Below are 12,069 nucleotides of genomic sequence, written 5' to 3'. Positions count from 1 at the left end.
CACCCAGGGGCGCCGTGGAACTGCGCGGCCGGCCCCCGGGCACCCGCAACCGGCACTCAAGCCGCCTCGGCCCCCTGCTCCTGCACGGACAGTGCGGCCAACGCCACGGACACCGCGTGCGCGGCCCGCAGATCGAGTCGCGCGCTGGTCCCCCGCGCGCGGTGCCGCATCTCGTCCACCGCCAGCGTCATCAACTGCGGCAGCAGATCGGTGCACCGCCGCATCACCCACCCGGTGCCCGCCGTGGCCAGCCACCGCAGACTCGCCGACTTCGTCGGCACGGGAAACTCCGGCTCGGCCGAGGGCGCGACCCCGGTCGCGAGACCGCGCTCCGCCAGCACCGCGTGGAACCGCGCGGCCAGCTGCCGGTGCCCCCGCTCGCCGGGGTGCAACCGGTCCGCGCTCCACATCGCGGGCTCGGTGGTCCAAGCCCCCTCGGCCGCGTGCAGATGCACCGCCCCGTACCGCTCGGACAGCGCGTGGACCACCGCGTTCACCGCCCGCTGCCGCCGGGCCAGCGGGCGCGCCAGGGCGCCGGGCAGCCCGAGCATCGTGCCCGGGTCGGGCAGGCACGCCGTGAGCAGGACGGCGCCCTGCCCGGTGAACGCCGCGTACACCTCGTCGAGCCGCGCGGCCACGGCCCGGATGTCGAACGTGCAGCGCAGGGTGTCGTTGACGCCGACGACGACCGAGACGACGTCCGGCCTCGCCGCCAGCCCCACCGGCAGCTGCCGCTCCAGCACGTCCCGCGTCTGCGCCCCGCTCACCGCGAGCTTGGTGAACTCCACGGACTCCGCGAGCCCGCCGGCGAGCAGCGCGGCCCAGCCGCGCCATCCGTCGCCGACGGGATCGCCCACGCCCTCGGACAGGGAGTCACCGAGGGCGGCGAAGCGCACGGTTCTCATGACGCACCCCTGCTCATGCCACGGCTCCCGGCAAGGAACCCGGTACGAAGACCTCCGCGTCGTGCGCGGCGAGGAACGCCCGGACCGCCGCGTCCCACCCGAAGCACTCCGCACGCGCGCGTGCCACCTCGCGACGCTCGGTCTCGGAGCGTTCCAGCAACAGGTCGACGGCGTCCGCGAAGGCGTCCCCGCGGTCGGCGGCGACGGCCCCGGCCGGTCCGACGACCTCCGGCAGCGCGGAGGAGGCGCTCACCACCACCGGCGTGCCGCACGCCATGGCCTCCAGCGCGGCGAGCCCGAAGGTCTCGGCGGGCCCGGGGGCCAGGCACACGTCGGCGGAGGCCTGGAGCGCGCCGAGCAGTCCGCGGTCGGAGACGTGTCCGAGGAAGGTGACCGGCAGCCGCCGTTCCCGGGCCCGCTGTTCCAGGCGCGACCGCAGCGGCCCGTCCCCCGCGACCACGAGCACCGCCCGCCGGCCCCGGCGCACCAGGGACTCCACGGCGTCCAGGGCCGTGCTCGGCCGTTTCTCCACGGACAGCCGGGTGCACGTCACGAGAAGGGTCTCGTCCTCGCGCGCGTAGCGGGCCCGCAGCCCCGTGTCGCGCAGCGCCGGGCGCCGTTCGACGAGGTCGACGCCGAGCGGGGCCCGTACGACGTTGCGCGCGCCGATCCGGACGAACTCCCGCTCGGCGAACTCGGTGGTGCACACCACGCGCGCGTACGTGTGCGCCGTACGGACGTTGAGGGCGTCGGCGGTCCGCCGGGCCGCGCCCTCCGGCAGGCCCCAGGTGCGCAGGACGCCGTCGGCGGTCTCGTGGGAGACCATCACGGCGGGGACGCGGGCCCGCCGGGCCCATTTGCCGGTCCACCTGAGGGTCGTACGGTCGGAGACCTCCAGGCGGTCGGGGGCGAGCTCCTCCAGGAGCCGGGCCACGCGCTGCTTGTCGGCCAGGACGCGGTAACCGCCGGTGCCGGGCAGCAGCGGGCCGGGCAGGGTGATGATCCGTCCCTGCTCGGTGCGGCGGTCGCTCGCGCGGTCGCCGGGCACGATGAGGACGGGCTCGTGTCCGGCCGCCCGGTAGCCCTTGCCGAGCTCGCGCAGGGCGGTGCGCAGGCCGCCGGAGGCGGGCGCGACGAAGTTGGCGAGCCGGACGATCCGCAGCGACTGGCCGTTCATGCCGCCACCGCCGTCTTGCGGCCGCTGAGCACGGCGGCGTAGTGGCCGATCAGCTGGTCGCCGACGGCCGCCCAGGTGCGCCCCTCGACCATGGCCCGCGCGGCGGCGCCGAACGAGGCACGCGTCCCGGGGTCGGCGGCCAGGGACCGCACCGCGTCCCGCAGGGCGGCCGGGTCGCGCGGCGGCACGAGGAACCCGGTGCGCCCGTGGGCGACCAGGTCGAGCGGACCGCCGACGGCGGGCGCGACGACGGGCACGCCGCTCGCCATGGCCTCCTGCACGGTCTGGCAGAAGGTCTCGAAGGGGCCGGTGTGCGCGAAGACGTCGAAGGAGGCGAAGATCCGGGCCAGTTCGTCGCCCATCCGGCGGCCCAGGAAGACCGCGCCGGGCAGCGCCTGTTCGAGCGGGGACAGGCTCGGCCCGTCCCCGACCACCACGACCTTGACGCCGTCCAGCCGGCACACGTCGGCCAGCAGTTCGATGTGCTTCTCGGCTGCGAGGCGCCCGACGTAGCCGACGATCATCTCGCCGTTCGGGGCGAGCCGGCGGCGCAGCTCCTCGTCGCGCAGATCGGGGCGGAAACGGACGGTGTCCACGCCCCGCGGCCACAGCTTGACCCGGGGGACGCCGTGCGCCTCCAGATCGCGCAGGGAGGCGCTGGACGGGGCGAGGGTGAGGTCGGCGGCGGCGTGGACGGAGCGGATGCGGCGCCAGGCGGCGGCCTCTCCCGCGTGCACGTAGGTGCGGGCGTATCCGGCGAGGTCGGTCTGGTAGACGGCCACGGCGGGGATGCCGAGCCGGGCGGCGCCGGCCATGCCGCGGACGCCGAGGACGAAGGGGCTGGCCAGGTGGACGATGTCGGGCCGGTGCGCGGCGATCGCCGCGGCCACGCGCCTGCTGGGGAGGGCGACGCGGACCTGGGGGTAGCCCGGGAGGGGGAGGGAGGGGACACGGACGACGGGGCACGGCGCGAGGGCGTCCACGCCGGGTCCGGGGCCGGACGCGGTGGCCGGCGCGACGACGAGCGGGAGGTGACCGCGATCTACGAGGTGCCGGGCGGTCTGGAGCGCGCAGTGGGCCACGCCGTTCACATCGGGGGGAAAGGATTCGGTCACTATGACGACACGCATAAGGGTGTTCTCGCCGCGCCGGACGTGGCCACGTCAACGTGGATCTTTGCGAACGATGAACGTCCCATGAGCGTTGCGCTGCACACCCGAGCAGGTCAGGCCGCGTCCATCCGCGCCTGACCCGCGGGTCGTCCCGAGTTCACCCGGCGGGTGTGACAGGCCCCGGAGGTCCACACCCGAGGGTGGTCTCACATGGCCGCGGTGTCCGGTCCGATACGGCTGCGGACGGCCGTCTGGACCTCGGCCTCCTCGGCCGGGTCGGCGGCCAGCCGGCGCAGGCGCTCCACGACCCGGGCGTCACCGGTCTCGGCGTGCCGGGCGGCGATCTCGCGGGTGGTCTCCTCGCAGTCCCAGAGGCATTCGACGGCGAAGCCGGTGGCGAAGGAGGGGTCGGTGGCGGCGAGCGCACGGGCGGCGCGGCCCCGCAGATGGGAGGAGGCCGTCTCCCGGTAGATGTGGCGCAGTACGGGCGCGGCGCAGACGATGCCGAGCCGTCCGGTGCCGTCGACAAGGGTCCACAGGGTGGGCGCGTCCGGGCCCTCGCCCCGTACGGCCTCCCGGAGGGCCGCGAGCACGAGGTCGCGGTCCTTGGTCCCGCCCAGGCAGGCGAGCATGCGTCCGGCGGCGGCGCCCAGCGGATCGGGCCGGCGGGCCCAGCCACGCGCGCGGTCGACGGCCGCGATACTGCGCATGCGTTCGAATGAGTCGAGGGCGGCCTCCACGACGAGCGGTGAGCCGGTGGCGACGGCCAGCTCGATCAGGTCGAAGGCGTCGGGATCATTGCTGTCGGCGAGATAGCGCAGCGCGGTGGACCGCGCCCCGTCGGTGCCGTCCTTGGCGGCCGCCAGGATCTCGGGCCGGTCCTCGGGCCCCGCGACGGCGGTCAGACAGCGGGCGGCGGGCACATGGAGGGCGGCACCCCGCTCGATGCCCTGCTGGGCCCACTCGAAGACGGCCTGCACGCTCCATCCCGGGCGGGGCCCGGCGGGTCGCATCTGGCGTTGCCAGCGGTCGAAACAGCCGGTCTCGTGAGCGGCACGCACGCGGGTGGACACGGATTCGCGCGGATCGTCAGCCCACAGCCGCCACGGCCGCGGTTCGAAGGCGTCGCGGACGGCGGCGGCCAGCTCGGCCTCACCCTCGGGATCGGTCGCGAAGCGGGCCAGCACGGGCGCGGCGAGGGCACGCAGCCCCGCGTCGTCGTCGCGCAGCGCCAGTTCGTCCAGCGCCCAGGCCCAGTTGGAGCCCGACGCGGCGTACCTGCGCAGCAGTTCGAGCGCGTCGCGCCTGCCGTAGGAGGCGAGGTGGCCGAGGACGGCCAGGGCGAGGCCCGTGCGTGACTCCTCGGTGTCGAAGACGTCGTCCACCTCGAACAGGTGTGCCTCGATCTCGTCCAGCTCGCCGTTGAGGTCGAGGAAGAGGCGGGCGTAGTACAGGGAGCGGTTCTCCACCTGCCAGTCGTGGCGGGGATCGCGCAGCACACAGTGGTTGAGGGCCGCGAGCGCCTCGGCTCGCGGCGCGGTGAGCGCGTGCAGTGTGCCGTCGCCGCGGCCCCGCTGGAGCAGGCCGAGCAGCGTGCCGCTGGGCGCTATGACCGGATCGAACATGGGAAACAGCCTCACATCAAGCGTCGACGCAACCGGGGACGTGCATTACCTGGCCGCGTGACAACACGTCGGGGCGCCCGCCGTTTCCTGCTTGCTGTAAGCCATCTTCCTCTGCCTCTCGTCGGTGGCCCATGCGGACCGTGTCACGGTCCGCGCGGTGCGGCATCACCTGCCCGGCCATCACGTCCGTGAACCACGACGTCATGATGACCCGGCACTCACATCTGCCGCGACCGAAATTTCGGCGGCCTGGTACCGCCTCCCCCGTTGTCCGTGTTTTCGCTGGTCAGAATGTGCGGATCAGTGTGCGGCGAACAGTTCGAGCAGTTCCGTCCTGCCGAACATCCGGGCCGTGTCGAGGGCCGAGGGGGTGCCCTCGGCCGGATCGGCGCCAGCGTGCAGCAGGGCCTCGATGACGTCGGCGAAGCCCTTGAAGACAGCCCCCGCGAGGGGCGTCTGCCCCCGGTCGTTGACTCCGCCGGCCGCGGCCCCGCGGGCGACGAGCTCGCGCACGGCGTCCGCATGGCCGTGATAGGCGGCGAGCATCACGAGCGAGTCCCCGCGGTCGTTGGTCAGGCCTGCCGGGACACCCGCGTCGACGTACGCCACCAGTGCCTCGGTCTGCCCCTGCCGGGCCAGATCGAAGATCTTGGTCGCCAGCTCCACGACCTCCGGGTCGGGGGCTTCAGTCATCGGCCGGACCGCCTCTCATACAACCGTTCAGGTGATTCGCAAGGGTACTGGCTCACCGGGCCGATGACCCGAAGTGCCGGGGGCGGGGATCGCCACGGCTGCCAGCACGGCTCCACCGACTAGGTGAAATCGCAGGAAATTCATTCATTTGCACCTTTTGTCGTATGGATACATGCTGTGATGCTGGAAGTACTCATGGTGACTGTCCCCACGAACCAGGAGCACCAAAAATGATCCTCTCCATCTCGGGTGTCGTACTGCTCGGCATCGTCGTCTTCATCTTCTTCCGCAAGGACGGGCTCAAGGCCTCGCACGCCCTGATCTCGGCGCTGTTCGGCTTCTACCTGGCCAGCACGGCCATCGCACCGAGCATCAAGGCCGGCGGCGAGAGCCTGGCGAGCCTCCTCGGCGGCATCAAGTTCTGACGCCGCCCGTCCCGTCCGTACGCACCTCCAGGAGACAGCAGTGGCCCGCCGCCCCCTCCCCCGCATCCTGAGCACAGGCAGCGCGCAGATCGCCCGGAGCCGGGAGCTGGCCCGGACGGCGGCCGACAGCGCCACCGACGTCCTCCACCCGCTGATCACGGTCACCCGGGGTCTGCGCCGGCTGGCCTCGGCCGGGCGGCGCAAGTGGGCCGACACCCCCAAGGACCGGCGCGGGCCGCTGCTGTTCCTGGTGGCCTCGGTGGTCCTGGTCGTGGCACTCGTTCCGTACGGCCCGCTGGTCGCCGTCATCAGCCTGATGGCGGCGGCAGCCTGGCAGGGCCGGGACCGCAAGCCGACCGAGCCGGACGGACCCGACGAGTCGCAGACACAGCGCCTGCAGTCGCTGTACGAAGCACTCGTCCCGTACTTCTCGGCGGCCGAGGACCCGGCCCCGCTGTACACGCACGGCGGCGAGTGGGGGAACGCCTTCCCCGCGTACGACTTCGACGCCACCGGCCGCATCACCCACCTGCTGATCCGCTACCCGGCGTACTTCACCGACGGCGAGGCCGAGTCCCGGGCCCGCATCGAGCAGCTGCTGCACGCCAAGTCGGGCCGCGGCCGGGAGTACCACTTCGCCTGGGACGAGGAGGGCAACGAACTCACCGTCACCGTCCTCGCCCCGCTGCCCACCGACATCGCCGCGCAGCGCTTCGTCACCGCCCCGGGCGAGACGGTCCTCGGTTTCACCGACCCCACCCAGGTCCAGCGCACCCTTCCGCTCGGCTACGGCGACGGGCAGCGCGACGTCCCGCCGGTCGTCTGGCGCACCGGCATCCGCTCCACCGAGCCGCACCTGCTGGTCATGGGCCAGCCGGGCAGCGGCACCTCGACCCTGCTGCGTTCGATCGCGCTCCAGGCCCTTCAGTACGGCGATGTCGTCATCGTCGAGGGCGGCGGCACCGGTGAGTACGCGTGCCTGACCGGGCGGGACGGTGTCCTCGCGGTCGAGTGCGGGCTCTCGGGGGCGGTGGCGAGCCTGGAGTGGGCGGCGACCGAGACCGAGCGCCGCCTGATCGCGACGAACCGCGCCCGGCAGGCGGGCCATCCGCCGCCCGAGGACACCAAGCGTCCGCTGTGGATCCTCCTGGACCGTCCGAGTGCCTTCACCCACCTGGCCGCCGCGGACGGCCGCAAGGATCCGCAGTCCCTGCTCCAGGTCCCCCTGCGGCACGGGCGTGCGGCGAATGTCACGGTGGTGGTGGCCGATCAGTTCGACAGCGCGGAGGCGCTGAGCGATCCGGTACGCCAGCACACGCGCGCGCGTGTCGTGCTGGGCCCGGCGACGGCCGACCAGCTGGAGGCGTTCCTGGGAGCGCCCCCGCACACGACCCCGGTGGCCGAGGTGCCGCCGGGCCGCGGGTACGCCCGCCTCGGGACGGGCCCGGTGCATCGCCTCCAGGTGCCGGCGACCCCGGACCCGTACGACGACGCGACGAGCGAGGCGGACCGGCAGGCGGTGCTGGCCCTGCTGCCGGAACGGACGACTCCGGCCGACGCGGAGACGGTCCCCTCGGAAGCGGCGCCCTCGGAAGCCGCGGTCGCGGAAGCGGTGGTCGCGGAAGCGCCGTGACTCCGGGGCCGTCGGGCGGCTACCGGTGCGCGGGGCTTCTCGCGCAGTTCCCCGCGTCCCTGAACGGGGCGCCTCAGGCGACGAAGGTGCGTGGGGACTCCCCGCCCCCCGACCGACCGCTCTCCCGCTGGCCTGCTGCCGGGGCGGACGACTCCGGCCGACGCAGAGACACTCCCCTCGGAAGCGGTGGTCGCGGAAGCGCCGTGACTCCGGGAGCCGTCCGGCGGCTACCGGTGCGCGGGGCTTCTCGCGCAGTTCCCCGCGCCCCTGAAGGGGGCGCCTCAGGCGACGAAGGTGCGTGGGGACTCCCCGCCCCCCGACCCACCGCTCTCCACCACCCGCGCCGCCGCGGCCAGGCGTGCCGCCGCCTCGTCGGCCACCGCTCCCCCGACGGTGAACGGCAGGCGCACATACCCCTCGAAAGCGCCGTCCACCCCGAACCGCGGCCCGGACGGCACCCTCACCCCCACCCGCTCCCCGACCTCGGCCAGCCGCGACCCGGACAGGCCCCCGGCCCGCACCCACAGCGTCAGGCCGCCCTGCGGCACCTCGAACTCCCAGGACGGCAGCTCCCTGCGCATCGCCGTCACGAGGGCGTCCCGGTTCTCCCGGGCCTGATCACGCCGGAGCTCGACCGCCTGCTCCCAGCCCCCGGTACTGAACAGCCAGTTCACGGCCAGTTGCTCCAGGACGGGCGTGCCCAGGTCGGCGTAGGCCCGCGCGGCGACCAGGCTGCGGATCACGTCCGGTGCCCCCCGGACCCAGCCGATCCGCATCCCCGCCCAGAACGCCTTGCTGGCGGAGCCGACGGTGACCACGGTGGATCCGGCCGGGTCGAAGGCGCACACCGGCCGCGGCATCGAGACGTCCTCGTCCAGCCACAGCTCGCTCATCGTCTCGTCCGCCACCAGCACGGTCCCCGCGGACCGCGCCGCCTCCACCAGCTGCCGCCGCTGGTCCTCGTCGGCCAGCGCGCCCGTGGGGTTGTGGAAGTCGGCGACGACATAGGCGATCCGCGGCGCCGCGTCCCGCAGCACCTGACGCCAGCGGTCGATGTCCCAGCCGGTCAGCCCCTCCGCCATCGCGACGGGCACGAGCCGGGCACCCGCCTCCCGCATCAGCTGCAGGATGTTCGCGTAGGACGGTGACTCCACCGCGATGCGCTCGCCGCGTCCCCCGAACAGATGGCAGATCGCGTCGATCGCGCCCATCGCCCCGGTCGTGACCATGATCTGCTCGGGCATCGTCGGGATCCCGCGCGCGGTGTACCGCTCGGCGATCATCGTCCGCAGGGCGGGAAGACCGGCCGGGTAGTCGCCGTGCGTGTGCGCGTACGGCGGCAGTTCCTCCAGGGCCCCCTGCACCGCCCGCGTCAGCCACGGCTCCGGTGCGGGCAGTGCCGCGCAGCCCAGGTCGATCATCGAGCCGAGGGCCTCGGGCGGGAGCGGTTCCAGTCCGCGGGCGGGCAGCGGGTTCCCGGCCGGTACGGCAGTCCAGCTTCCGGCGCCGCGCCGGGACTCCAGGAATCCCTCGGCCCGCAGCGCCTCGTAGGCCGCCGCGACGGTCGTCCGGCTGACCGACAGGGACAGGGCCAGCTCCCGTTCCGCGGGCAGCCGGGCGGCCACCGGCACCCGCCCCTCCAGGACCAGGAGGCGGATGCCGTCGGCGAGCGCGCGGTAGGCGGGCGGACGCCGGGTGCCGGGGCCCGCCGGACGGTCCTGCTGGGAGTTGAGCAACCGGGCGAGCTGCGCCGCCCCCATCGCCGAGGTCCACTGCGCCACTGAAATCAGTCCACCTTCACCGAATTGGCCATGGATGGCATGTCATCCCAAGCCACAGGGTGTCATGCATCAGGCCACTACCACCACAGGGGGACCCACCTTGTCCACGCAAAGCCGTCTGGGACGACGGTTGATCCAGCTGTACGCCGGACTCGCGCTGTACGGAGCCAGCTCCGCGCTGCTCGTCGAGGCGGGCCTGGGTCTGGAGCCCTGGGGCGTACTGCACCAGGGGCTCGCCGAGCTGACGGGGCTGTCGATCGGAGTCGTGTCGATCGTCGTGGGCGCGGCGGTGCTGCTCCTGTGGATCCCGCTGCGCCAGCGGCCGGGCCTCGGCACGGTCTCCAACGTCTTCGTGGTCGGCCTCGCCATGGACGCCACCCTCGCCGCGGTCCCCGACGCCCACGGTCTCGCCGTACGGATCCCCCTCGTGCTGGCCGGCGTCGTGCTCAACGGGGCGGCCACCGGCCTGTACATCGCCGCCCGCTTCGGTCCGGGCCCCAGGGACGGTCTGATGACCGGGCTGCACCGGCGCACGGGACACTCGATCCGGCTGATGCGGACCGCGATCGAGGTGGCCGTCGTGGTCACGGGATTCGCGCTCGGCGGCACGATCGGCGTCGGCACCGTCCTCTACGCGGTGTCCATCGGCCCGCTCGCCCAGGTTTTCCTGCGCGTGTTCGCCGTTCCCCGGGCATCCGACGGCAGCACGGTCGTTGCCGGCGGGCAACCGCGGGGAGCGATACTGCGTCCGTGACCCCGCGGATACGCCACCCCTACCTCGACCATCCCGGCCCCATACCCTTCGCCCACCGGGGCGGGGCGGCGGACGGCCTGGAGAACACCGCGTTCCAGTTCCGGCGGGCCGTCGAGGCGGGGTACCGGTACCTGGAGACCGACGTCCACGCCACCGCGGACGGCAAGCTGGTCGCCTTCCACGACGCGACCCTGGACCGGGTGACCGACGGCGCGGGCCGGATAGCGGACCTGCCCTGGGCCGACGTACGGCACGCGCGTGTGGCGGGCACGGAGCCGGTGCCGCTCTTCGAGGAGCTCCTGGAGACCTTCCCCGAGGCGCGCTGGAACGTCGACGTCAAGGCCGGGCCCGCCCTGCAGCCGCTCCTGGACCTCGTCGAGCGCACCGGCGCCTGGGACCGCGTCTGCGTCGGCTCCTTCTCCGAGGCGCGGGTGATGCGCGCCCAGCGGCTGGCCGGGCCGCGCCTGGCGACGTCGTACGGCACCCGGGGCGTGCTCAACCTCCGGCTGCGCTCCTGGGGGGTGCCGGCGGCACTGCGCCGCTCGGCCGTCGCCGCCCAGGTGCCCGAGGCCCAGTCCGGCATCCAGGTGGTCGACCGCCGCTTCGTGCGCACCGCCCACGCGCACGGGCTCCATGTCCACGTGTGGACCGTCAACGAGCCCGATCGCATCCACCGGCTCCTGGACCTGGGAGTCGATGGCATCATGACCGATCACATCGACACACTGCGCAAGGTCATGGAGGACCGGGGCGTCTGGGTCTGACCCATGTCCGGCCCGCCCGCCCCCGGCACGCGCACGGCACCTTCACGGGGAAGCGAGGGCACGGGTGGGCACCGACACCGTGCGGGTGGGCGCGGCGGACGAGGCCGCCGACCGGCGGCGCGAACAACGCGGCTGGTACTTCTACGACTGGGCGTGCTCCGTCTACTCGACGAGCGTGCTCACCGTGTTCCTCGGCCCCTATCTGACGTCGGTCGCCAAGAACGCGGCGGACGCCGACGGCTATGTCCATCCGCTCGGCATCCCGGTGCGCGCCGGTTCCTTCTTCGCGTACTCCGTGTCCCTGTCCGTGATCGTGGCCGTGCTGGTGATGCCCCTGGTGGGCGCCGCCGCCGACCGCAGCGGCCGCAAGAAGCCCCTCCTGGCGGCCGCCGCCTACACCGGGGCCGCCGCGACGACCGGCATGTTCTTCCTCGGCGGCGAGCGCTATCTCCTCGGCGGCGTCCTCCTGGTCGTCGCGAACGCGGCGCAGTCCGTGGGGACGATGCTGTACAACTCCTACCTCCCGCAGATCGCCCCGCCCCAGGAACGCGACGCCGTCTCCTCCAGGGGCTGGGCCTTCGGCTACGCGGCGGGCGCCCTGGTGCTGGTCGCGAACCTGGTTCTCTACATGGGCCACGATTCCTTCGGCCTCTCCGAGAGCGCCGCGGTCCGCATCTGCCTGGCCTCGGCCGGGCTGTGGTGGGGCGCCTTCACGCTGATCCCGCTGCGCCGGCTGCGCGACCGCCGGTCCTCCTCGCCCGCGGCCGAGGAGTCCACGGCCCCCGGCTTCCGGCAGCTCGCCGCGACCGTCCGCGACATGCGCCGCCATCCGCTCACGCTGGCCTTCCTGCTGGCGTACCTGATCTACAACGACGGCATCCAGACCGTGATCTCCCAGGCGTCGGTCTACGGCTCGGAGGAACTGGGGCTCGGGCAGTCGACGCTCATCGCGGCCGTCCTGCTGGTCCAGGTGCTCGCGGTGGCGGGAGCGCTGGCGCTCGGCCGGCTCGCCCGGACCTACGGGGCCAAGCGGACGATTCTCGGCTCGCTGGTCGCCTGGGCGGTGATCCTGGGCGCCGGGTACTTCCTGCCCGCCGGCGCGCCCGGGTGGTTCTTCGTCCTCGCGTCCGGCATCGGACTCGTCCTCGGCGGCAGTCAGGCCCTGTCCCGCTCCCTGTTCTCCCACCTCGTCCCGCCCGG

The 12,069-nt window shown here is 73.7% G+C and carries 11 protein-coding genes; 5 read left to right on the top strand and 6 right to left on the bottom strand.

Annotation, left to right across the window (positions count from 1 at the left end):
• Positions 1–56: 56 nt before the first annotated feature.
• From AQI94_RS36585 to AQI94_RS36565, 5 genes are all read right to left on the bottom strand, one after another.
• Complete coding sequence (locus AQI94_RS36585; protein ID WP_031057749.1) at positions 57–905, bottom strand: SGNH/GDSL hydrolase family protein; 849 nt, start codon at positions 903–905, stop codon at positions 57–59.
• A gap of 13 nt (positions 906–918) precedes the next feature.
• A complete protein-coding gene (locus AQI94_RS36580) occupies positions 919–2,082 on the bottom strand; it encodes a glycosyltransferase (RefSeq protein WP_031057752.1) in 1,164 nt (387 codons plus the stop codon).
• The gene (locus tag AQI94_RS36575; RefSeq protein ID WP_031057754.1) at positions 2,079–3,212 is read right to left on the bottom strand and encodes a glycosyltransferase family 4 protein; all 1,134 of its coding nucleotides are present in this window, start codon (positions 3,210–3,212) and stop codon (positions 2,079–2,081) included. The genes AQI94_RS36580 and AQI94_RS36575 overlap by 4 nt, the downstream gene beginning before the upstream one ends.
• Positions 3,213–3,400: 188 nt before the next feature.
• Positions 3,401–4,819: a HEAT repeat domain-containing protein gene (locus AQI94_RS36570; RefSeq protein WP_031057756.1), complete on the bottom strand. Its 1,419-nt coding sequence runs from the start codon at positions 4,817–4,819 to the stop codon at positions 3,401–3,403.
• A 300-nt stretch (positions 4,820–5,119) separates the two neighbouring features.
• Positions 5,120–5,512: an ankyrin repeat domain-containing protein gene (locus AQI94_RS36565; protein ID WP_031057757.1), complete on the bottom strand. Its 393-nt coding sequence runs from the start codon at positions 5,510–5,512 to the stop codon at positions 5,120–5,122.
• A gap of 230 nt (positions 5,513–5,742) precedes the next feature.
• Here AQI94_RS36565 and AQI94_RS36560 point away from each other — a divergent pair, with 230 nt between their 5' ends.
• Positions 5,743–5,937 (top strand): hypothetical protein, encoded by a 195-nt coding sequence (locus AQI94_RS36560; RefSeq protein WP_007380617.1) that lies wholly within the window; start codon positions 5,743–5,745, stop codon positions 5,935–5,937.
• A 40-nt stretch (positions 5,938–5,977) separates the two neighbouring features.
• Positions 5,978–7,570 carry an ATP-binding cassette domain-containing protein gene (locus tag AQI94_RS36555; protein WP_031057759.1) on the top strand — a complete coding sequence of 531 codons (1,593 nt, stop codon included), beginning with the start codon at positions 5,978–5,980 and terminating at the stop codon, positions 7,568–7,570.
• Between the two features lie 281 nt (positions 7,571–7,851).
• Here AQI94_RS36555 and AQI94_RS36550 read toward each other — a convergent pair whose 3' ends face one another.
• Entirely contained in the window at positions 7,852–9,351 is a 1,500-nt protein-coding gene (locus AQI94_RS36550) for an SCO1417 family PLP biosynthesis transcription factor (RefSeq protein WP_031057760.1), read from the bottom strand.
• A gap of 64 nt (positions 9,352–9,415) precedes the next feature.
• On the opposite strand from AQI94_RS36550, the gene yczE reads away from it, so the two are divergent.
• The 3 genes from yczE to AQI94_RS36535 form a co-directional block, all read left to right on the top strand.
• Positions 9,416–10,105, top strand: a complete 690-nt coding sequence (gene yczE, locus AQI94_RS36545; RefSeq protein WP_225890382.1) for a membrane protein YczE — start codon at positions 9,416–9,418, stop codon at positions 10,103–10,105.
• Entirely contained in the window at positions 10,102–10,869 is a 768-nt protein-coding gene (locus AQI94_RS36540; protein ID WP_031057764.1) for a glycerophosphodiester phosphodiesterase, read from the top strand. Before yczE ends, AQI94_RS36540 begins: the two co-directional genes overlap by 4 nt.
• A gap of 64 nt (positions 10,870–10,933) precedes the next feature.
• Positions 10,934–12,069 (top strand): MFS transporter (locus tag AQI94_RS36535; protein WP_062230154.1); only part of this gene is annotated, 1,136 nt, incomplete at its 3' end.

Source organism: Streptomyces pseudovenezuelae (assembly GCF_001513955.1).
GTDB classification, from domain to species: Bacteria; Actinomycetota; Actinomycetes; order Streptomycetales; family Streptomycetaceae; genus Streptomyces; species Streptomyces pseudovenezuelae.
This window is presented reverse-complemented; position numbering and strand designations above follow the sequence as displayed.